Origin of the sequence: Flavobacterium sp. K5-23, from assembly GCF_023278045.1 — a bacterium.
GTDB lineage: Bacteria > Bacteroidota > Bacteroidia > Flavobacteriales > Flavobacteriaceae > Flavobacterium.
The window spans coordinates 1,660,473-1,684,140 of the sequence record NZ_CP056783.1; the positions used below are offsets into that span (position 1 = coordinate 1,660,473).

19 protein-coding genes are annotated in these 23,668 nt (G+C 34.2%); 14 read left to right on the forward strand and 5 right to left on the reverse strand.

Features of this window, described 5'->3' with window-relative positions; genetic code table 11:
* Positions 1 to 42: 42 nt before the first annotated feature.
* A complete protein-coding gene (locus tag FLAK523_RS07345; RefSeq protein WP_248907926.1) occupies positions 43 to 279 on the reverse strand; it encodes a hypothetical protein in 237 nt (78 codons plus the stop codon).
* A gap of 305 nt (positions 280 to 584) precedes the next feature.
* Between FLAK523_RS07345 and ffh the strand changes: the two genes are divergently transcribed.
* The 12 genes from ffh to FLAK523_RS07405 all read left to right on the forward strand — a co-directional run bounded on the left by ffh (position 585) and on the right by FLAK523_RS07405 (position 17,930).
* A complete protein-coding gene (gene ffh / locus FLAK523_RS07350) occupies positions 585 to 1,937 on the forward strand; it encodes a signal recognition particle protein (protein ID WP_248907927.1) in 1,353 nt (450 codons plus the stop codon).
* Between the two features lie 151 nt (positions 1,938 to 2,088).
* A complete protein-coding gene (locus tag FLAK523_RS07355) occupies positions 2,089 to 2,973 on the forward strand; it encodes a bifunctional 5,10-methylenetetrahydrofolate dehydrogenase/5,10-methenyltetrahydrofolate cyclohydrolase (protein WP_248907928.1) in 885 nt (294 codons plus the stop codon).
* A gap of 48 nt (positions 2,974 to 3,021) precedes the next feature.
* Positions 3,022 to 3,429, forward strand: coding sequence for a DUF1801 domain-containing protein (locus FLAK523_RS07360; protein WP_248907929.1), 408 nt, complete (start codon positions 3,022 to 3,024; stop codon positions 3,427 to 3,429).
* 428 nt (positions 3,430 to 3,857) lie between these two features.
* Positions 3,858 to 4,301 (forward strand): hypothetical protein, encoded by a 444-nt coding sequence (locus FLAK523_RS07365; RefSeq protein WP_248907930.1) that lies wholly within the window; start codon positions 3,858 to 3,860, stop codon positions 4,299 to 4,301.
* Positions 4,302 to 4,413: 112 nt separating this feature from the next.
* On the forward strand, positions 4,414 to 6,159 hold the full coding sequence (locus FLAK523_RS07370; RefSeq protein WP_248907931.1) for an ATP-binding protein: 1,746 nt from the start codon (positions 4,414 to 4,416) through the stop codon (positions 6,157 to 6,159).
* Positions 6,152 to 6,898 (forward strand): LytTR family DNA-binding domain-containing protein, encoded by a 747-nt coding sequence (locus tag FLAK523_RS07375; RefSeq protein ID WP_248907932.1) that lies wholly within the window; start codon positions 6,152 to 6,154, stop codon positions 6,896 to 6,898. The genes FLAK523_RS07370 and FLAK523_RS07375 overlap by 8 nt, the downstream gene beginning before the upstream one ends.
* Before the next feature lie 325 nt (positions 6,899 to 7,223).
* The gene (locus FLAK523_RS07380; protein ID WP_248907935.1) at positions 7,224 to 7,508 is read left to right on the forward strand and encodes a hypothetical protein; all 285 of its coding nucleotides are present in this window, start codon (positions 7,224 to 7,226) and stop codon (positions 7,506 to 7,508) included.
* A gap of 84 nt (positions 7,509 to 7,592) precedes the next feature.
* A complete protein-coding gene (locus FLAK523_RS07385; protein ID WP_248907937.1) occupies positions 7,593 to 7,832 on the forward strand; it encodes a hypothetical protein in 240 nt (79 codons plus the stop codon).
* 573 nt (positions 7,833 to 8,405) lie between these two features.
* Complete coding sequence (locus FLAK523_RS07390) at positions 8,406 to 9,008, forward strand: phage tail protein (protein ID WP_248907939.1); 603 nt, start codon at positions 8,406 to 8,408, stop codon at positions 9,006 to 9,008.
* A 156-nt stretch (positions 9,009 to 9,164) separates the two neighbouring features.
* Positions 9,165 to 15,545, forward strand: coding sequence for an MBG domain-containing protein (locus tag FLAK523_RS07395; protein ID WP_248907940.1), 6,381 nt, complete (start codon positions 9,165 to 9,167; stop codon positions 15,543 to 15,545).
* Positions 15,546 to 15,626: 81 nt separating this feature from the next.
* Positions 15,627 to 16,460, forward strand: coding sequence for a hypothetical protein (locus FLAK523_RS07400; RefSeq protein WP_248907941.1), 834 nt, complete (start codon positions 15,627 to 15,629; stop codon positions 16,458 to 16,460).
* Between the two features lie 543 nt (positions 16,461 to 17,003).
* Positions 17,004 to 17,930, forward strand: a complete 927-nt coding sequence (locus FLAK523_RS07405) for a magnesium transporter CorA family protein (RefSeq protein ID WP_248907942.1) — start codon at positions 17,004 to 17,006, stop codon at positions 17,928 to 17,930.
* 48 nt (positions 17,931 to 17,978) lie between these two features.
* On the opposite strand, the gene rluF is transcribed toward FLAK523_RS07405, so the two are convergent.
* The 4 genes from rluF to FLAK523_RS07425 all read right to left on the reverse strand — a co-directional run bounded on the left by rluF (position 17,979) and on the right by FLAK523_RS07425 (position 21,743).
* Positions 17,979 to 18,791, reverse strand: a complete 813-nt coding sequence (gene rluF / locus FLAK523_RS07410) for a 23S rRNA pseudouridine(2604) synthase RluF (RefSeq protein ID WP_248907943.1) — start codon at positions 18,789 to 18,791, stop codon at positions 17,979 to 17,981.
* Between the two features lie 186 nt (positions 18,792 to 18,977).
* Positions 18,978 to 19,826 carry an alpha/beta fold hydrolase gene (locus FLAK523_RS07415; RefSeq protein ID WP_248907944.1) on the reverse strand — a complete coding sequence of 283 codons (849 nt, stop codon included), beginning with the start codon at positions 19,824 to 19,826 and terminating at the stop codon, positions 18,978 to 18,980.
* A 39-nt stretch (positions 19,827 to 19,865) separates the two neighbouring features.
* On the reverse strand, positions 19,866 to 20,645 hold the full coding sequence (locus tag FLAK523_RS07420; RefSeq protein WP_248907945.1) for a zinc ribbon domain-containing protein: 780 nt from the start codon (positions 20,643 to 20,645) through the stop codon (positions 19,866 to 19,868).
* 3 nt (positions 20,646 to 20,648) lie between these two features.
* Positions 20,649 to 21,743, reverse strand: a complete 1,095-nt coding sequence (locus tag FLAK523_RS07425) for a Nif3-like dinuclear metal center hexameric protein (protein WP_248907947.1) — start codon at positions 21,741 to 21,743, stop codon at positions 20,649 to 20,651.
* Between the two features lie 109 nt (positions 21,744 to 21,852).
* Here FLAK523_RS07425 and lpxK point away from each other — a divergent pair, with 109 nt between their 5' ends.
* The gene (gene lpxK / locus FLAK523_RS07430; RefSeq protein ID WP_248907948.1) at positions 21,853 to 22,878 is read left to right on the forward strand and encodes a tetraacyldisaccharide 4'-kinase; all 1,026 of its coding nucleotides are present in this window, start codon (positions 21,853 to 21,855) and stop codon (positions 22,876 to 22,878) included.
* Positions 22,850 to 23,662, forward strand: a complete 813-nt coding sequence (locus FLAK523_RS07435; protein ID WP_248907950.1) for a purine-nucleoside phosphorylase — start codon at positions 22,850 to 22,852, stop codon at positions 23,660 to 23,662. The genes lpxK and FLAK523_RS07435 overlap by 29 nt, the downstream gene beginning before the upstream one ends.
* The last annotated feature ends 6 nt before the right edge of the window (positions 23,663 to 23,668 follow it).

Sequence of the window (23,668 nt, forward strand, 5' to 3'; positions counted from 1 at the left end):
AAAAACGACTTCAATTTGAAGTCGTTTTTTTTGTTTAAAATTTTACTTTTTGGAAGATTGGATTAATCCAAATAAGCTTACTATACCCCAAGTTCCTTCTAGAATGATAAAAGGCACGTAGTTAATTAAAATTGATGCATAACAAGCAATGCTAGCTCCAATTATGTTCAGGACGAAATATAATTTCCCTTCTTTAGGGATGAAAGAAAAGATATTTAAGAAGTAGGCAATTAGTATAATGCCAACTCCTATAGAGCCAATAATGTCGTTGTAACTCATAGTTTTGTGAATTGATTTAATAGTTCAAACAAATCGATTTTGTTTTGTTCTAAGTGAAAATAATTTGCTTTTATTTCTTCTTCAACCTGTATTGATATAAATTCTTTATTGGTCAAAAGTAATTAGAATATTTATTTGTAGATGATTTATCTTGTAGATATGTATGTTTATTTTTTTCGATTAAATTTCGAAATATAAATTTTTCACTTACTAATTTGGAAAAAGTTGGTTTTTTATTTCTAATACTATTTAAACTTCAATATCAAATGATTAAATTTGCTGCTTAATTAAAGAGAAATAGAATTATGTTCGATAATTTAAGCGATAAACTAGACAAAGCCTTTCATATATTAAAAGGACACGGGAAAATCACCGAAGTAAACGTAGCCGAAACTTTAAAAGAAGTTCGTCGTGCTTTACTTGATGCCGATGTGAATTTTAAAATCGCTAAAGATTTTACCACTAAAGTAAAAGAAAAAGCTTTAGGACAGGATGTTTTGACTTCTTTACAACCAGGTCAACTATTAGTTAAGTTGGTTAAAGATGAATTGACTGAATTAATGGGTGGTGATGTAGCTGGAATTAACCTTCAGGGATCGCCTACTGTTATTTTAATGTCAGGTTTACAGGGTTCTGGAAAAACAACTTTTTCTGGAAAACTAGCTAATTATCTTCAAACAAAAAAGAATAAGAAACCACTTTTGGTAGCCTGTGATATTTATCGTCCAGCGGCAATCCAGCAGCTTTATGTTGTAGGAGATTCAATAGGGGTTGAGGTTTACTCAGAACCAGAAAATAAAAATCCAGTTGAAATCGCTGAAAATGCTATCAAGCATGCAAAAGCGAATGGTTTCAACGTAGTGATTGTCGATACTGCAGGTCGTTTAGCAGTTGACAAAGAGATGATGGATGAGATTGCTCGTGTTCATAAAGCAATTCAACCACAAGAGACTTTATTTGTTGTGGATTCCATGACGGGTCAAGATGCGGTAAATACTGCAAAAGCCTTTAACGATATCTTAAATTTTGACGGGGTAATCCTTACTAAGTTAGATGGTGATACTCGTGGTGGAGCAGCGTTATCTATTAAAACGGTTGTTAATAAGCCTATTAAGTTTGTAGGAACTGGAGAGAAAATGGATGCTATTGATGTTTTCTATCCAATTCGTATGGCTGAACGTATCCTAGGAATGGGAGATGTTGTGTCATTAGTGGAAAGAGCACAAGAGCAATTTGACGAAGAAGAGGCTAGAAAACTTCAAAAGAAAATTGCTAAAAATGAATTTGGTTTTGATGATTTCCTTACTCAAATTCAACAAGTAAAGAAAATGGGTAATATGAAGGATTTAGTCGGGATGATTCCTGGTGCTTCAAAAGCTATGAAAGATGTAGAGATTCAAGATGATGCATTCAAACACATTGAAGCTATCATTCACTCAATGACGCCAATAGAAAGATCAAAACCGTCAGTGATTGATGTAAAAAGAAAAGCAAGAATCGCAAAAGGTTCCGGAACTAAAATCGAGCAAGTAAACCAACTAATGAAACAGTTTGACCAAATGAGCAAGATGATGAAAATGATGCAAGGCCCAGGAGGAAAAAACCTTATGAAGATGATGGGTGGAATGAAAGGAATGCCGGGCGGAATGCAAGGATAATTTATATTAAGGTTTAAAGATTCAGTTTGACTGAAACTTTAAACCTTAATTTTTAAGATACTACACAATAAATACAATACAGTTCCAAAGTTTTTTTTAGTTCCAAAGGGAACTTTAAACCTTAAACTTTAAACTTTTAAACTAAATTTAAATGCAACTACTAGACGGAAAAAAAACAGCAGAAGACATTAAAGCAGAGATTGCGGCCGAAGTGCAAAAAATTATTATAAGAGGAGAGAAAGTGCCTCATCTTGCAGCAATTATTGTTGGTAATGATGGTGCTAGTTTAACTTATGTTGGTAGCAAAGTGAAAGCTTGTGAAAGAGTAGGTTTTGAATCTACTTTGGTAAAAATGCCAAGTACCACCTCTGAAACGGAATTGTTGAAGAAAATTAAAGAACTGAATGAAGATGATAATATTGACGGATATATAGTTCAATTGCCTCTTCCAGTTCAAATCGATGAGCAAAAAGTATTGATGGCTGTTGATCCTAGTAAAGACGTTGATGGGTTTCACCCGGAAAACTTCGGGAAAATGGCTTTGGATATGACTACTTTTATTCCTGCAACTCCTTTTGGAATTTTGGAATTATTAGAACGTTACGGAGTAGAAACTCAAGGAAAACATACTGTAGTAATAGGTCGTAGTCACATTGTGGGACGTCCCATGAGTATCTTGATGGGTAGAAAGGGATTTCCTGGAAACTCAACAGTTACCTTAACACATAGTTACACTAAAAATATCGCTCAAATTACAACTCAAGCTGATATCATTATTACTGCACTAGGAGTTCCTAATTACTTGAAAGCTGAAATGGTAAAAGATGGAGCCGTTGTTATTGACGTGGGTATTACCAGAGTTGCTGATGAGACAACCCCAAAAGGGTATGTGATTACTGGAGATGTGGATTTTGAAAACGTAAGTAAAAAAGCAAGTTTTATTACCCCAGTTCCTGGTGGAGTAGGACCTATGACAATTGCTATGTTAATGAAAAATACACTTTTGGCAAGAGAGATGAAAATCGCAAAAAAATAGTTGAAACTACAGCCTATCCACCAAACGGATAGGCTTTTTTTATAACATATGGGAAATCCACAAGAAGTACAATTTAAATCTATTGACGAATGTCTAGACTCTCTTCCCCAGAACGAGCTGGAGATTGTTCTTTTTCTTCGCGGTATAATCTTGGAATGCATGCCGGATTGCAAAGAGAAATTAGCTTATAACGTCCCTTTTTATTACCGTCATTCCCGTATATGTTATATTTGGCCCGCATCTATACCTTGGGGAAAAGTAGAAAAGGGAGTTGCCATAGGTTTCTGTAAAGGGGATCTATTGTCAGACAGGACTTTTGCGGCTTCAAAATTCATTTCTAAACTTACTTTTACTTCTATAAAAGAGATTGATGTTGCCTTTTTAAAACAACAAATCTACGAGGCTATTTTGATTGATAACGAAATTGTGAAAGCAAGAAGAAGAAAGATCCAATAGCATTCATAAAGAGTAAGAAATTTATTAAAAAAGATCAAATACGTATTGCACTAATTTAAACAATTTCATTTGTATAATTGGTGTCTTTTATTGATGCGATTCTCTTTTTTATATTAAGGTTTTATATTTATTAATGGGTTCCTTTTTTGACAAATCAGTCTCTTCGGTATTATTATAAAACTCAATTAATTCCTTGGTTTTTTAGTTTTACATCCTTCAATACGTTATATATTTCACAACAAAATCAAAATAAATAATGATAATGTGGATTACATATATCAACATCACTTCATAACTCCAATATGATTTTTTTTAATTTTACTCACAAAATTTATTGTAAAATTTGAAGTGAAATAATATGTTTAACAAAAAAAAAACTACTATTTTGCACGCCAAATAAAAAAACTAACTTAATTAAATTTATTATTATGAGTTCAACAAATTCTAATTGCCCTACAGAATATCCTGCTGGATCAACTCTATTGACAACGATTAATCAACTTACTAAAGGGGATTTAATAAGCCCTTCTACACAAACTACTACGACACCTTTAGCTCCTGTTGTAACTGCAAATTATAATAATGGAGACACTTCAATTACTGTAGAAGTAACTGTTTACATTGATTCTTTAGATTTAGTTACATCTTTACAGGTCTATGCAAATCCAGTACTTGAAGATTCTTCTCATAAGCAATTACTTTATTTTGTTTATAATTTTAAGGAAGAAATTCCTTTAGCAGTTTATCCTTATAGTTTTAGTTTTCAAATCCCTTCATCTTCACATGGACATACTATAAAATTCCTAGAAACTTTTCTTTGGGATTCAGATCCAATTGGGTCAAGAGGAACAGAAACGACAGTACAGGGATAAATAAAATAGTATTGTTTTTTATAATGAACAAAAAAACATTTTTAAAAAATAGAGGAAGTAAAACCTCTATTTTTTTTTTAGGAATTGAGTACTTTCACGAAAAATTAATTTAATGAATGCTAAAATTAAAATATCCTTTCTTTTAATACTATTGAGTGTTTCTACTTTTATTTATTCTCAACAAAAAAATATTGATAAAACATTTGAAATTGAGATTAAAAACAAGAGTAGTAAGTTTACTAAAGAAGCCAATTTTCATAAAGCTCAATTGTTTTTTTTAGCTGAAAAATGGAATTCTACTTTAGTATATTCTATGAAACAATTAAGTGTTAATTCAAATGATGTTGAACTTAATGATTACTGTCATTTTTTTAGAGGTTTTAGTTTTAAGCAAAAAAAGTTATTTAAAGAATCTCAAAAAGAATTAAATAAAATCTCTAGTGATTTTGAATTTTACAATAGAGTGAAAATGATTCTGGGCGAAATTGCACTAGAGCAAAACGAATTTCAAAAAGCTATAAATTATTTCGAGGAGCTAGAAGATATTGCTGACACTAATTTTTTTGGTTTAAAAACAAGTAAAGTAAATCATAATCTAGGTATTTGCTATTTGCATTTAAATGATTTTAAGAAAGCCGAGTCCTATTTGATTAAAAGTACAAAACTACAAGAAATCGAAAAAGACACTCTGATGCTTGTTGGGGCTTATGGAGATATCGCTACTTTATATTACGATCAATACAAAGACAATGAGGCTATTCCTTATTTTGAGAAAGCATATCATTTGTCTAAAAAAACAAATGATTTTCAATTAAAGAAAACGGCAGCTATGAATATGGCCGTAGTGGAAGAGAATAGAAAAAATTTCCCATTGGCTTTGACCTATAGAAAAGAATTCGAAAAATGGAAAGATTCTCTTAACGACCAAAACAAAGTTTGGGCAGTTGCCGAACTGGAAAAACAATTTGCTGTAAAGCAAAAACAAAAAGAAGTTACTGTACTACAAGCCGAAAACAAGTTAAAAGTAGCGGAGCGAAATGGACTCTTTTATTCTTCGGTTTCCTTATTGCTGTTGTTTGGAGCAGGTACTTATTTTTACAGACAAAAAGTAAAAAACAATAAAATTATTCTGGCGCAAAAATCAGAGCTAGACGAATTGAATGCCACTAAAGACAAATTGTTTTCAATTGTGAGTCACGATTTGCGTTCTTCAGTGAGTGCTTTAAAAACGAGTAATACCAAATTACAACATAGCCTGGAGACTAAAAACTTCACAGAGTTGGATATTCAACTGAATAATAACAGTGCGATTACTAATGGTGCTTATAATCTATTGGATAATTTACTGCATTGGGCTTTATTGCAAACCAAACAATCTTATTTTAATAGAGAATCTCAACGGTTGTTTTTTATAGTAGAACAAACTGCTTATAACTACACGCCTTTAATGCTCGACAAGAACATTAAATTCGAAAATAAAGTGTCAAAAAGTGCTTTAGTTTTTGTCGATCAGGAATCTTTAAAAATGATTCTTAGGAACTTTTTAGACAATGCCATTAAATTTTCTAATCAAGAAGGGGAGATTACGGTATATAGCAGAGATTCTAATGAGGACTATTGGGATCTGGTAATTGAGGATTCCGGTTTAGGAATGAATGATGTAACCTGTCAAGAGCTTATGAAAGAAACGGTTTTATTATCTAAGAAAATAAATGAAGACATAGTAGGAACTGGATTGGGATTGCAATTATGTAAATCGATGATAAAGAAAAACGGTGGTAAGTTCAGGATTGAGAGTGAAGAGGGAAAAGGAACAAAAATGATTGTATCTTTGCCCAAAACCCAAAAAGATGGATAAAGTAAGCGTACTAATAATTGAAGACACTCCAGCCCAAAGCGATGCATTGGTAAAAGTGCTCTTGTCAAATAGTTATGAAGTAGCGGGCGTTGCAACTACTTACAGTGAAGCATTAAACTTGTTTTATGCTAACAAAGTGGACGTTGTTATCATAGATATTTTTTTGAATGGTAATCCTGAAGGAATCACTTTTGCCGAAACGATTAATGTGGTTCCTAATGCATCAAAACCTTTTGTGTTTTTAACGAGTTCAAATGACCGACAAATATTCGAAAGAGCTAAATTGACCCGTCCGTTTAGTTTTTTAATGAAACCTTTCAACGAATTAGAAATTTTGTATGCCATAGAAATGGCTGTAGAAAAGTTTCATGATCAAAATGATGTTTTCTTTAGCGATGAACAAGACACTGTAATTAGTTCGGAATTTTTATTTATAAAAAAGGGGAAAGCCTTAAAAAAAGTACATATTGCCGAAATCGTTTACATCGAAGTAGAAGAAAGATACTGTAACATCATTACCGAAAACGAGAAGTTTGTGATTCTAATATCTTTAACTAAAATCTTGGAACTTCTTGATACGTCAATATTCTGCAGAACGCATAGAAACTTTATCGTCAATACTGAAAAAATAATCGAAATAATACCATCAGATAATCTTATTGTATTGTCAGGAAATCATAAAGCCATTTTGAGCGACAAATACAAGAACCTTATCAATAATTTACGCATACTGAAATGATTTGTTTCATATTATAAAAATGAATTAATTTAGAATCTTCCGTCCTCACGGGAGATTTTTTTTTGCCTTTAAATCTTGTCATATGTATTCACCACTTTATGACAAGGATTTCCCAACCCATTCCATTTTATTATCAAACAGTCCTTCTTTAGTTTAGTATTGTAAAAGAATTACAATTATAAGCGCTATTATATTTTTCAAGTTTGTTTCTAATGACTTGTATATAAGTTGCGTAAGTAATAAAGTGGAGTCTAGAAATCACTATAAAAAACGGGGCGTATCTGAAAAGCCTTACGAGTAGGAAAACAATTAAATATTAGATAATATGTCAAATCAAGCAGTATTAAACAATGAATCATTAGTGGGAGGTTGGTCAACTTATCAACCACTTTCTCCTAGAGACAGACAAGTATTTGAAGAAGCTTTAAATGGTTTTTTAGGAGTGGATTATACACCTACTTCAGTTTCAACACAAGTTGTAGCAGGGATGAATTACCGTTTTAAATGTAACGCTCAAGTTCCACCATCAGAAGTGATTTGGGAAGCTGTAATTGAAATTTTTGCTCCATTAGAAGGGACACCACATATTACAAATATAACAAGGATTTAATCATTGATTTAAATAGTGTCGAAAAGGCTATTAATTGTGAAACAGAAACGACTTTTGAGTTGGAATATCAAATGTATTTAAATTATGGAAAACACTTTAAATGAAACAGTAGAATTGCTTACACTACCTTCTTTTGGCTTTATGATGCGACAAGAGTTGTTATTAAAAGATTACCATCTCTTATATAAGCATTATGTTAATGCAACTTTACTTCCATCAAATTTCCCGCCCGATGTTATTAAAAAATTCCCGAATATATCCTTCAAAGGACAACTCGAATTAGCTATTGCCAGTTTGAAAACAGAGGTAGGTTATTTAATATAGTTTCAACTATCGTATTTTACTTATTACCATTTCTATTGTCTTCTTAAAAATAAAAAACAACCCGCATTGGGTTGTTTTTTTATAACACCTATTTTTCGGTAACTACATAAAATTCATATTTCGGCTTAATATATACTTGTAGTGCTGAGTAATTTGAAATGAACTTTCATCATTTCATTCACAAAATGGTAAAACGCATCATGAATCTTGTTTTATGGGGTGTTTTGTTGAAATCTTAAATAATTTCCATTGCAAGGCTGAGGTTTGTCTCAAATTTACTGCATATCTAATTTTTCATTTGCTTTAGAAATTCTACGCGAACCTTACATGTTGATTTTTTTATCACTTTGTGACAATAATTTCCTGTCTTGTGACATTTTTATTTCCATTTCAAATGTTTTAGTATTTTTTTGTGTAGGATTAGCAATAGGTTACAGTAGATTATTTTTTTGGCTCTAATAAATTTATTTTGCTGATCAATAAGTTTATTAATCATAAAACAAGTAAAAACACTTAGATGTAGAACTTTTTCTAATCATATTTTTGAATTAAATTTTTAAATAATTATATTTTATGGATCCAATTTTAGCTCAAATTATCATGTTCGCTGGAAATTTTGCACCACGTGGCTGGGCCTTCTGTGATGGACAATTGTTACCCATCGCTTCGAATCAGGCGCTATTTTCATTATTAGGGACTACTTATGGAGGTGATGGAACAACCACATTCGGACTACCGGATTTAAGAAGTAGGGTTCCCATTCACCCAGGAACAGGACCAGGGCTGAGCACTTATCGATGGGGTCAGCGTGGGGGTGTAGAAACAGTGACTTTGACATTGCCGCAAATACCGTCCCATAATCATTTGGCACAATCTACAGTAACTGCGGGTTCTGCAACTGCTACTATGAATGCTAGTTCTGCTGGAACTACAAATGTTCCTACTGGAGCGTACCCGGCACAACCCGGAAATATAGGCCCTAGTCAAATAAATACATACTCATCTTCGAAAGATACAACAATGGCTGCTGATGCTATAGCTGTTAACGTTTCAGGAATGGGTGTGGCTACTACAGTTGTGAATAATGGTGGAAGTCAATTTCATACTAATATTCAACCTTTTGTATGCGTGAATTATATCATAGCGCTGGTAGGTACTTTTCCTTCAAGAAGTTGATCAGGTATAACTAAAAAAAGCCTGAGGTTTAAATAATTAGTTTGTTTTTTGAAAATGAACTAATTGCCTCTTGTATTTATATTATATATGAATGCTCTAAGCCCTACTTTTAATGTCTTAGTGCTATTTATAATCTATTAAAACAAAAAATCTTTTATGGAAACAATAATTTGTAAATTTCGATTTGCCTTCCTTTTAATCTTATTTCAGTCTCTATTTTACACGGTGTCCTATGGACAAACCGTAACCGTAAATATGTCTGGAACTTCCGATGGAACGAACATCGGGGCAAATGCTTTTGATGGAGGGTCGAACAATTTAATATTTGAAAAAAATGGATTTCAATTTTTTGGAGATCATAACAATGATGGGGTTGCCTCTAGCAGTCAAATTCAATACAATAAAGCAAGCAGTTTGGGTGTTGGAACTGAAGGGGGTTTCTTTAACATAGGAACAGCATATGATGCAGCGACAAGATTTGTTGTTAAAAAGACTGATGGAGGAGAATTTGATTTTCAGAGTGTGGTGGTTACGGAGTTTAGCAGCTTCTATACACCATTGGTAATCGAAGGATTTAAAAATGGGGTCTCGGTTGGAACGCAATCGATCAACAATACTGTTTCTACACAATTTACAGTCTTACCAAACGCAACGTTTGATGATGTTGATGAAGTGCGATTTCATAGTACAGGTGGATTTGGAGAACAATATGCTTATGATAATTTTGTTTTTGTTCTAGCAGCTGCTAATACCGCTCCAGTCATTGGAGGAACCTTGGCAGGTCAAACCGTAAACGATAATGCCACTATAAAACCATTTTCAGGAGTTACCATTACTGATGCAAATGGGGATAACGTAACAGCTATCATTACCTTAGATACTAATGCTAAAGGGGTGCTTTCTGGAACCGATCTATCAGGAACAGGACCCTACACAATTGCAAGCAAGACAGCTGCAAATATGCAGGTCGCAATTCGTGCATTAACCTTCAATCCTACTGATAATCGTACTGCTACATCTGAAACCACTACATTTACGATTAATATAAATGATGGAATAACCAGTACAAATAACAATACGACTACTGTAATTTCAAGTGCAGTTGCACCAATTGTTTCTAGCGTTAACGTCCCTGCTAATGCAACATACATTGCCGGTCAAAATTTTAATTTCACTATCAATTTTAATGAGATTGTCACTGTCAATACTGGAGGAGGGACGCCTCAAATGAGTTTAACTATAGGGGCGACTACTCGCCAAGCAGTATATTTAAGTGGATCGGGAACAGCAGCATTGTTATTCCGCTACACTGTTCAAGCAGGTGAATTGGATACTGATGGAATTACTGTTGGTACCTTAGCTGCTAATGGAGGAACGTTGAGAGACTCTGGAGGAAAGGATGCTAATCTTACTTTAAATAGTGTTGGCTCAACTGCTAATGTAAATGTAGATGCAACTGCTCCAACCATTACAAGTGTAACAGTTCCGGCCAATGCGACTTATATTGCAGGTCAAAATCTAGATTTCACTATTAATTTTAGTGAAAACGTAACGGTGAATACAGGGGGAGGTACTCCTCAAATGGGTCTTACCATTGGAGCAACTACTCGCCAAGCAGTATATCTAAGTGGTTCAGGAACATCTTCTTTATCATTTAGATATACCGTTCAAGCTGGAGATTTGGACACTGATGGTATTTCTATAGGAACTTTAGCTGCTAACGGTGGTACTATTAGAGATAATGTAACGAACAATGCAACTCTTACATTAAATAGTGTGGGTGCGACTACTAACGTAAATGTAGATGCTGTTGCTCCTACAGTTACTTCGGTAACGGTTCCTGCCAATGCAACTTATATTGCAGGTCAAAATCTAGATTTCACTATTAATTTTAGTGAAAATGTAACGGTTAACACTGCTGGAGGTACTCCTCAAATAAGCCTTACAATTGGATCTACAACTCGCCAAGCGGTTTATGTAAGCGGATCAGGAACATCTTCTTTATCATTTAGATATACCGTTCAAGCTGGGGATTTGGACACTGATGGTATTGCTATAGGAACTTTAGCTGCTAACGGTGGTACTTTAAGAGATAATGCAAGCAACAATGCTAATCTTACATTAAATAGTGTGGGATCGACTACTGCGGTACTTGTAGATGCAGTTGCATTCAGTCACGTTTATTCGGCTACAAATACTGCTCGAATAGCATCTAATATTACACATACTTATAATGATATTTCATCTTGTCAAACAGCTATTTCTTTGAGAGTAATTTCAAATGATGTTATTTATAATTCAGCGGGGGGGAATGCTACTATAAAATATAATATAATTGTAAATGGCACTACAATATCTACTGGAAATGTTTATGGGAACACTTTTGATTTATCTAGTTATATTCCAATAAATTCTGTTCAAGTTGCATCATATTATGGAGGTCTTGGCGCTTCTATTTCAACTGTAACTTTTAGTTCCCAATTGACTGTCGCTTCTCCAACTACTTTAATGCCTGTGAAAGGCCCAAATGTAGCTAATGTTTTTCATTGCATGAATACTTCAGTAACACCATTAACTGCCGAATTGTCTGGTACTGGTACTACTTTAAAATGGTATACAGTTTCATCAGGTGGTATGCCAAATGCAACAGCTCCAACACCTAATGCTAGTTCTTCAGGAATAACATCTTATTGGGTATCTCAAACAGGTACAGGCGGTTGTGAGAGTGAAAGAAGTCAAATAGACGTTATGGTTTATCTTTTGCCAACTACTCCAACTATTACAGCAGGTGGACCAACTACTTTCTGTACTGGTGGGAATGTTATTTTAACATCTTCTTCTGCAAGTGGAAATGTTTGGTCAACAGGAGCAACAACTCAATCTATTTCAGTGTCAACTGGAGGAACATATACTGTTGCAGTTACTGGCGAAAGATGTACATCAGTCACATCTACGGGTACAAATGTTATAGTAAATCTAACTCCTGCTGTTCCAGCAGTTACTACGCCTATAACTTATAATGTTGGAGCCACTGCAACTGCGTTAACTGCAACAGGAACCGGTCTGTTATGGTACACAGAAGCAACCGGAGGGACAGGAACGGGAACTGCACCAACATTAAATACAGCAACCAGTGGGACAACTTTTTATTGGGTGTCACAATCTACAGCTACTTGCGAAGGTCCAAGAGCTCGGATAGATGTTAATATTTTACCAAACGCAACGCATTTAAATTTTGATGGGGTTGATGATTATGTAAATTGTGGAAATAGTCCAACTTTAAATTTAACAGGATCTGTTACTGTTGAATCAATGATTTATAGAAACTCTATAGGTGATGACGGTTGCATTGTTGGTAAAGATAATTGGAGTGCAAATACTGGGTATTCATTTTGGGTGTTACCAGATAATAAATTTGGATTAAGATTTGGAAATAGAGTTTTTTCAAGTACGAATGTTGTGCCCAGCAATGAATATGTTCATTTATCAGCAACTTACAATTTAAGTACAAAAACGGTTTCAATTTTTTTAAACGGGGTTTTAGACGGGACTTATTCGGATGTTAGTAACCCAGTATCTAATTCAGGAAATTTATATTTAGGAACTCCTCAAGATGCGGTAGGGAGCTCTTCTTATGCTTTTAATGGAAGTATAGACGAAGTTCGTATTTGGAATAGAGCGTTATCACAAGCTGAAATTGTTAATAATATGAATTGCGAATTGCCTACCCCAGCAACGCAAACAGGATTGTTGGCCTACTATCAATTCAATCAAGGAGTTGATGCAACAGATAATTCAGGAGTGACATCATTAGCAGATAGCAGTGTTACGGCAAGCAATGGGACATTAACTAACTTCGGTTTAACTGGAGCGACATCAAACTGGGTAGCAGGTTCACCTATTGTTACGGGAACTAATTGTCCTTATATAGTTCCTACGATTACTGTTACCGATATTAATAAAACATACGGAGATGTTAATTTTGATTTAGCGGCAACTTCAAATTCTACAGGATTAATTTCCTATAGTATTATAGGCGCTAATACTACAGGAACATCTTTAAGCGGAACCGATAATAAAACGGTGAATGTGGGAAGTGTAGGTAGTTTAACAATACGTGCAACCCAAGCTGCTGAAGGGAGTTATGCCTCAGAGACAAAAGATATTACACTAACAATCTCAAAAAGAGCAATTACTATTACTGCTGATGCGAAATCGAAAATTTACGGAGGTGTAGATCCTGCATTAGCGTATCAGCTTACTGCTGGAACTTTAGTATCAGGCGATTCATTCTCAGGATCGTTGACTAGAAGTGCTGGTGAAAACGTAGCGAATTATGCAATCTCGGCGGGAACAGTTTCAGCTGGAGCAAATTATACGATGACATTTGTGCCATCCAATTTATCGATTACTGCAAGAGCAATTACGATTACTGCTGATGCAAAATCTAAAATTTACGGAAGTGTAGATCCTGCATTAACATATCAACTTACAACAGGAGCTTTAGTATCAGGAGATTCATTCTCAGGTTCATTGACTAGAAGTGCTGGTGAAAACGTAGCGAATTATGCAATCTCAGCGGGAACAGTTTCTGCTGGAGCAAATTATACTATGACATTTGTACCTTCAATTTTATCGATCACTGCAAGAGCAATTACTATTACTGCTGATGCAAAATCGAAAGTTTACGGTGGAGTAGATCCTGCATTAACATATCAACTTACTACAGGAAGTTTAGTATCAGGAGATTCATTTTCAGGATCATTAACTAGAAGTGCAGGTGAAAACGTAGCTAATTATGCAATATCAGTGGGAACAGTTTCAGCTGGAGCAAATTATACGATGACATTTGTACCATCTAATTTATCGATCACAGCAAGAGCAATTACCATTACTGCTGATGCAAAATCGAAAGTTTACGGTGGAGTAGATCCTGCATTAACATATCAGCTTACTGCTGGAGCTCTAGTATCAGGAGATTCATTCTCAGGTTCATTGTCTAGAAGTGCTGGTGAAAACGTAGGTAATTATGCAATCTCAGTGGGAACAGTTTCTGCTGGAGCAAATTACACGATGACATTTGTACCATCTAATTTATCGATTACTGCAAGAGCAATTACGATTACTGCTGATGCAAAATCGAAAGTTTACGGTGGAGTAGATCCTGCATTAACATATCAGCTTACTACTGGAAGTTTAGTATCAGGAGATTCATTCTCAGGATCATTGACTAGAAGTGCTGGTGAAAACGTAGCGAATTATGCAATCTCAGTGGGAACAGTTTCAGCTGGAGCAAATTATACGATGACATTTGTACCATCTAATTTATCGATCACTGCAAGAGCAATTACGATTACTGCTGATGCAAAATCGAAAGTTTACGGTGGAGTAGATCCTTCATTAACATATCAACTTACTGCTGGAGCTTTAGTATCAGGAGATTCATTCTCAGGTTCATTGACTAGAAGTGCTGGTGAAAACGTAGCTAATTATGCAATCTCAGTGGGAACAGTTTCTGCCGGAGCAAATTATACGATGACATTTGTACCATCTAATTTATCGATCACTGCAAGAGCAATTACGATTACTGCTGATGCAAAATCGAAAGTTTACGGTGGAGTAAATCCTGCATTAACATATCAACTTACTTCTGGAACTTTAGTATCTGGAGATTCATTCTCAGGTTCATTGTCTAGAAGTGCTGGTGAAAACGTAGGGAATTATGCAATCTCAGTGGGAACAGTTTCTGCTGGAGCAAATTATATGTTGACTTTTGTAGGAAATAATTTCAGCATTATTAAAGCAAACCAAGTTATTGTATGGAGTCAAACTTTAGCATTGGGTTGTGATGGTAAGACTACAACTGTTTTAACCGCTACTTCTAATAGTGGTTTAGCTGTGAATTATGTTTCTTCGGATAGTAATATCGCAACAATTTCAGGCAATGTACTAAGTTTGAAAAACTATGGTTCGGCAACTGTTACCGCTACTCAATCAGGGGACGGTAATCATAATGCTGCTCTATCTATAGTATTTCCTTTAGTGAATTACCAACCAAATTTATTAAAGAAACATTTTGACAATGTTATTTTCTTTGATAATAGTTCTAAGGAATTTGTTGCATATAGCTGGTATAAAAACGGAGTTTTAGTCCCGGGTCAAACTGCTCAATATTTTAAAGATAGTGGAGTTTTAAATGGAACCTATTTTGCTAAAGCTACAAAAGTAGATGGTATGGTTGTTACGACTTGTGATTTAACGTTTTCTTCTTCAACAATAGAAGTAGAGTTTTTAAAAGTAGCGCCTAATCCGGTTAAAAGTAATTCAAGTTATCAAATCATTACTAACATAGATTCAGTTAAGTTGCAAAACGCTCGTGTTACAGTGTTTAATACACTTGGAACACTAATGGATGATAAAATCGTTAGTAATAAAATAACTGATATGATTGCGCCGACTACTGAGGGGATTTATATTGTAAGGTTGACCCTGTCAAATGGTAAAAACTTTACAAAGAACCTTTTAGTTAGGAATTAAAAATTAAATCAATAAAAGTATGAAATCCTCATTTTATAGAAATGAGGATGGATTACTCAAATGTAATAAACATAAATAAATATGAAATTTGATATTAAATATATAATGGGCGTTGCGCTAATTTTATTCTCTCAAGGAATTAAAGCGCAGTTTTATGTAGGAATACAATCAGGAATAGGAAATATTCAAAGTGATGTAAAGGGAGTGAAGTCAGGCACTGATATTGGTGGAGCTTTAAAGGCAGGTTATATTTATTCCTTGACGGATCATATAGGCATAGGTTCAGGAATTGAGTTTGCACAATATAAGCAAACGGTATTTTTAGCACAACCATCAGCTTCACTAATCAATTTTGAAGTTGATCGTACTGGATCCGCTTTTGTATATACTATTAATACAAGTAATTATAAAGAAAAGCAAACATTGCAAGCTATTCAAATTCCGCTTTTTGTACAGTATAAAAAAAATATTAACACAGGAGTTGATTTTAATTTTAGGGCAGGGGTTAAGTACTTCTTACCTTTAAGTTACAAAATCAAATCTTCGGCAGAAACGGTAAAAGGTGTTGGATACTATCCAGATGTTAATTTAACCGTTGATAATTTACCGGAATATGGTTTTGGTAGTCAATCCAATTTTTCAAAATCAGGTGAGTACGACACTAAAGGAATATTAATGAGTACGTTTGAGTTGGGTTTTACTTTTCAAATGGGAGAAAAAAGTTCTTTGTACACTGCTATGTTTCTTGACAGCGGTTATGGAACAATTTTGAACCAGAAACAAAACGAGTCATATATAAGTTATAATCCAACATCAAGCACTGACAGGAATGTAAACGGATTGTATAGTACTGACAAAGACGCAACTATTAAACCTGTTGCATTTGGTTTGACATTGGGTTGGAATTTTAAATAAATTTGCTGTTTTTAACTAATAGAATGTAAAGATCTAGTTGGGAGACTGAATACAAAAGACACGAGTTAATTTTTTGTCAATTTTAAGGATTGATCTTGATATCAAGAATTCGTTTAAAAAGTTTAGATTTATAAGAGGGTGTCTTTAATATAAAGGCTCCCTCTTTTTTTATGAAGCTCATTTAGAATTCAACTATTCTTTAAATTCAGTTATCCCATCTATTCTTAAAGTTGAGGGTCGTCTCTTCTAATGTTTTTTTTTGTAATCTCTGCTTTTGGTGGGTTATCTTCTTTTTTTTCGAAGGTTCGAATGATTCTTTAAAATTTGTAATCTAGAGATTAAATTACGTTTGGGTTTTTCTATTTGTAAAATTAAATTTTTCTTAAAAAGCATACAAATAGTTAGGGAGTATGAAATAAAGAATACTTTTGCAACACTAAAAAAATAGTACTTTATAATGGACGATTATTATTCGGAAATGTTGAACTAATTGTAGCGCTTGTAAAATTTCAAGAGGCTATGGTAAACCTATAGAAATTTGAAATGAGAGCTTTTTATAAAAACAATAACGGATTAATTGTAGTGCCAGAATGGTTTCCTAACTGCTGGATAAATATCGAATGTCCAACGGAAGCCGAGAAAAAATACTTACTCGAAGAGCTTCAAATTCCTGAGGCATTCTATGATTACATCGAAGACATTGACGAAAGACCACGTGTCGAGTTAGAGAACGGCTGGAGTTTAATTATTATGCGTATTCCTGTCACAAGTGATGATGTGAGATTGCCTTTTCATACCATTCCTTTGGGTGTTGTTTTCAAAGGCGACGTTTGTGTTACTTTAAGTTTTTCTGAAACTGAAATGCTGACTGACTTTGTTACTTATACACAAAAAAAGAGTATCGATATTAAAGATAATTTTGATTTGGTTTTGAGACTATTGTTGTCTTCAAGTATTTGGTATTTGAAATATTTAAAGCAAGTCAATCAAATAATTAGGTTGGCAGAGGATAACTTGGAAATGTCTATCAGGAACAAGGAATTACAGGCTTTACTCCAAATAGGGAAATCATTGGTATTCTTTATGACTTCCTTAAAAGGGAATGATATTTTGCTGCATAAAATTAAAAACATAAAAGATAAAAGAGATTATTTCGATTTCGATTTATTGGAAGATGTAGAGATTGAATTACGACAAGCCCAGGAAACCACAAGTATTTACAGTGATATTTTGACGGGAACAATGGATGCTTATGCGTCTGTGATTTCTAATAATATGAATGACATTATGAAGCGGTTGACTTCAATTTCCATAATACTGATGATTCCCACCTTAATTGCCAGTTTATACGGTATGAATGTGCCAAATGACTTTCAGAATAATCCTTATGGATTATGGATTATTATTTCTGTGTCTATTTTGCTGTCTGCTTTTGGGGTGTATTTATTCAAATTGAAAAGATGGTTTTAAATAATAAAAAAAACGGTGTGAATAATTTCACACCGTTTTTTTTATTATTTAATACTCCCCTCTATTCTTGAATCTGGGGTCGTCTCTTTTTATGAATTCCGTTCGTCTTTTTGCAGGTTCTGCTTTTGGTAGACTTGCTTCTTCTGTTTTGCTCGAAGGTTCGATAAGTTCGTTTAATTCTTTTATTTCAGCATCGGTCAAGTCGCGATATCTCCCTACGGGAACGTCAAGCGAAATGTTGATGATGCGAATTCTTTTTAAAGCCGTCACTTCATAACCCAGATATTCGCACATTCTACGAATTTGTCGGTTTAAACCCTGTGTTAGGATGATTTTGAAGATGTTTTTTGAGATTTGCTCTACTTTACAGTTTCTAGTAACGGTGTCCAAAATAGGCACTCCATTCCCCATTCTCTCAATGAATCGGTCTGTGATGGGTTTATTAACGGTAACGGTATATTCTTTTTCGTGGTTGTTTCTGGCGCGTAATATTTTATTGACGATGTCTCCATCATTAGTCATAAAAATCAATCCTTCACTGGCTTTGTCTAATCGACCAATAGGGAAAATACGTTTTGGGTAATTGATATAATCCACAATGTTGTTGCGTACATCTAAGTTGGTCGTGCATTCAATACCTACAGGCTTGTAGAAAGCAAGATAAACGGGTTTCTCATTTCTTTCACGGATTAATTTACCGTCAATTCGGACTTCATCAAATGGAGTAACTTTTGTTCCTAATTCAGGCACAATTCCATTGATGGTCACACGACCTTCTTCGATAATTTTATCGGCTTCACGGCGGGAGCAGTATCCTGTTTCTCCAATGAATTTATTGAGGCGTTTTAAATTTTCTTCCATACTGCAAAAGTAATCAATTTAGATTATCTGTTTACTATGGTCGTTATAAAATGGTGGATAGGAAGTTTGAATTCTTGGTAAAAAGGTAATTTGTGGCTTTTTAGCCCTGGGTGAAGCGGCATCCCATTCGTTTTTCCGAATGGATACAGCGGAAAACAGGAACCCATAACAGTAAATAAAGCCTATTTATTCTGCTTCAAATAAAAATTGAAAGATTTTATTATACAGCTCGTCATCGTGCATACTGTGGCCAAGTCCTTTGGTCTCTATAAAAACCGAGTCGTTCCAGTTACTTGCTATTTTTTTTCCTTCTTTAAATAATACTACCGTGTCGTCAGTATCATGCGCTATAAACCCTTTTATTTTGATTTTTGATGCAAATATTTGACCGGAAAAAAGATTTAAATCAAGCTTAAAATGGGTTAGATAATGAGATTCTAATCCTTTATGGATAGTTGTATTCAGACTTAGTAATGCGATATAGTTGTTCAAGATAATATTGAAGTCACTTGGAGATCCTAGAATCACCATTTTTTTCAGCGCTGTGTTTTGATATACGGATTGGTAATAAAGACACGTTTTACCGCCTAATGAGTGTCCTATAAGGTGTTGAGGTTTGAATTTTTGAACTACAATGTCAATAAATGCGGCATATTGCGGAATATTGAATTCTTTTCCGCTGGATAGTCCGTGGCCAGGTCCGTCAATTGCAATAATGGTGCTTCCTGATTTTTGAAGGTAAGGGATAATGTTTTCCCATCTAGAAGCGTTGCTTTCCCATCCGTGGACTAATAATATGGTGTTTTCATTTCCTTTCCAGGTGTAGGCTTGAAAATGATCATCGTTATGCTTGAAAGTTTCGTTTTCTGATTCCTGAAGTACTTTGGGAAGCTTGTCTATTGATAATTTACCAATTCTAGGTTCGCTGAAAAGTGCGTAAGCAAGTTGCGTGGCTTTTTCAGGAAATACAAAACTCAGTGCGTTAATATATAATCCTATGGATTTAGTAAATATAAAATAGAGGGTTTTCTTCATGAAAAAAAAAGCCACGTTTTTGACGTGGCTTAGATATATTTAGAATTTAGAAAATAATTTTTCCATTTTTTCTTTTTCTTCTTCAGCTAAAACGCTGTCTACTAAAATTCTTCCTGAATGCTCATCAGTGATGATTTTCTTTCTAGAAGCAATTTCAACTTGCGTCTGAGGAGGAATGGTAAAGAATGATCCAGCAGATGCACCTCTTTCAATAGAAACAACTGCAAGTCCATTACGAACGCTAGTTCTAATTCTAGTGTAAGCAGCCATTAATCTTTCTTCGATTAACGCTTGGTACTCATTAGATTTTTCTGTTAAGAAAGCTTCTTCTTTAGCAGTTTCAGATAAGATAGCATCTAATTCTGATTTTTTATGTTTCAAGTGGTTTGATTTTACTTCTAATCTTTCTTTAGATTGAGAAATAACTTCTTTCTTGTGTTCAATAGAAGCTTTCATTTCTTTAATTTGCTTTTCAGCTAATTGAATTTCAAGTTCTTGGAATTCTACCTCTTTAGTTAAAGAGTTGAATTCTCTATTGTTACGTACCGTTTCTTGTTGTTTTGTGTATTTTTTGATAGCCTCTTTGTGCTCATCAATAGCATTCTTTTTAGATTTGATAAGCTCTTCTACTTTCTCAAGTTCGCTTTTCAATTTTTCAGAACGGGTGCTTAAACCAGCAACTTCATCTTCTAGATCTTCCACTTCAAGAGGAAGTTCACCTCTTACGTTTCTAATTTCGTCAATTCTTGAGTCAATAAGTTGTAAATCGTAAATTGCTCTTAACTTGTCCTCAACACTTAATTCTTTCGTATTCGCCATATTCTATAAGTACTTAACTGGATTTGTATTTTCTTCAGATAAAATGATTGCAAAATTAAGGATTTTTTTCCGAAGATTATCAACAATATAATTTTTTGTATAGCGTTCGCTTTCAAAATGTCCAATATCTGCCAAAAGAAGTTGATTTTCTGCCTCATAAAACTGATGGTACTTCAAATCTGCGGTCAAAAAAGCATCGGCACCAGCCATAATTGCGTTTTTTATGGCATAACTTCCAGAACCTCCCAAAACTGCCACTTTTTTTATTTTTTTTCCAATAAAAGCAGAATGCCGAATCCCATCAGACTGCATTTTGTCTTTTACTAGAAGTAAAAAGGCTTTTTCATCCATAGGAGTATCTAATTCTCCTATCATTCCTAATCCAATGTTTTGATGTTTGTTTTGTAAATCATAAATTTCATAAGCTACTTCTTCATAAACGTGGTTGCTGAAAAGGGCTTTCAATATTTTGTTTTCCAAGTGTTTTTCGAATGTGACTTCGATCTTTATCTCTTCTGTTTGCACAAATTCAAAGCGTGTTCCTAATTGAGGATTACTATTCTCGTTCCCCATATAAGTCCCGATGCCTTTAGTGTTGAAACTGCAATCTTCATAATTACCTATATTTCCGGCACCAGCATCAAATAAAGCATTTCGTACTTTTTCGGCATTTTCTGGAATGGTATAGGTGATTAATTTTCGAATAAAATTTTGCTTCGGAATAAGAATCTTAGTATTTGTGAGTCCAAGGGCGTCACAAAATATTTTATTCACGCCATATTGGTGATTGTCTAAAGCGGTATGAACTGCGTAAATGGCAATGTCGTTTTTAATGGCCTTGATGATGGAGCGTTCCACATAATTTTTCCCGGTAATTTTCTTTAATCCCGAAAATAAAATAGGGTGAAAGCATACGACCAAGTTGCATTTTTTAGCAATAGCTTCATCAATAACGTTTTCTAAAGCGTCGTGACATACTAGAACACCAGTGGCATCCGCGTTTTTATCTCCAACCAATAAACCTACATTGTCAAAATCTTCAGCATAGGCAAGAGGCGCCATTTCTTCGAGTACGGAAAGGATTTCTTTTATTTTCAATTTTTTTAGTTTAGAGTTTAAAAGTCCAGGTTTCAAGTCGCATAACTTCAAACTTGAAACAAAAGCAACAAAATTTCAATTCAAAGATAAAATATTATACTTTCGTATTATGAATTTACTTAGAAAAATACTTTTCCCTCTTGCTATCAAATATGGATTCATCACCAGTATCCGTAATTTTCTTTTTGACAAAGGGGTTTTAAATTCATATACTTTTGATTTGCCAATAATTGCCGTGGGGAATCTTAGCGTAGGAGGAACTGGAAAATCTCCGCAAATAGAATATTTAATTCGGTTGCTTTTAGATAAATACAAAGTGGCTACTTTAAGCAGGGGCTATAAAAGACAATCTCAAGGGTTTATTTTGGCTGATTCTTCATCCAATGCTGCTTTAATAGGGGACGAACCTTTTCAATTTCATCAAAAATTCCAAACGATTCAGGTTGCCGTAGATGCCGATAGAAAAAACGGGATTGAACAATTGCTCTCCCAGCCAATAAAACCAGAGGTCATTTTACTTGATGATGCCTATCAACATAGAAAAGTAAAAGCGGGTTTCTATATACTATTGACTTCTTATGGAGATTTGTATTCAGATGATTTTATGCTTCCTACAGGAAATTTACGAGAAAGCAGGAGCGGTGCAAAACGCGCTAATATTGTAGTGGTTACTAAATGCCCTCCTGATCTTTCAGTTGAAGAGCAGAACCAAATTTCAGATAAATTAAAACTTTCTTCGACACAAGAGTTGTACTTTAGTAGGATTGAATATGATGAGTTTGTTTATGCTAAAAATAAAAAAATCAAGATAACAGAAATTCACGATACAGATAAATTACTATTGGCGGGAATAGCAAAACCGGAACCGTTTTTCGCTTATTTAAAAAGCGCTAATGAGTTGTGTTTGACTTATCCGGACCACCATCATTTTGACGAAAAAGACATTTTAGATATTATTAATAAATCACAAAACAAGATTATCATTACTACTGAGAAAGATTACGTAAGGCTAAAAGGGAAAATCCCCGGTGAAAAACTTTTTTACCTGCCTATACGAAGTTCATTTCTATCAGGAAGCGATAATTTTGATAAAAACATTTTAAATTATGTGGGAACAAGTACAAGAAACAGTTAGTTATATTAAGGCAATTACAAATTTCACTCCTGAATACGGAGTGATTTTAGGATCCGGATTAGGCAGTTTTACTGATGATATGGATATAGAATTTACTATACCTTATAATGAGATTCCAAATTTCCCTGTATCGACTGTTTTGGGTCATAAAGGGGCATTGGTTTTTGGGACTATGGGAAATAAGAAAATTGTTGCCATGCAAGGGCGTTTCCATTTTTATGAGGGCTATTCGATGAAAGAGGTAACTTTTCCTGTTCGTGTGATGAAGTATTTAGGAATAAGTAAATTGGTCGTTTCTAATGCATCTGGTGGTGTAAACCCTGACTATAACATGGGAGAAATCATCATCATTAAAGACCATATCAATTTTACACCTGAACATCCATTAAACGGGCCAAATGATGAACGTTTTGGTCCCCGATTTGTAAATATGAGTGAGCCTTATTCGAGGAAAATGATTGTAAAAGCTAAAGAACTAGCCAAGGAATTAAATATTGTTGTTAAGGACGGTATCTATTTTGGGTTGCAAGGACCTAGTTTTGAAACTTTGGCCGAATACAAAATGGTTAAAATTCTTGGTGCTGATTGTGTGGGTATGTCCACTGTGTCCGAAGTTATTGTGGCGCGTCATATGGATCTGGAAACTTTTGGAATATCGGTTATTACTGATATCGGGGACGAAGATAATATTGATGACATTTCTCATGATGAAGTATTGGAAGCAGCTAAAAAAGCAGAACCAAATGTGAGAAGATTGATAAAAGAACTGATATTAAAATACTAATCTCTT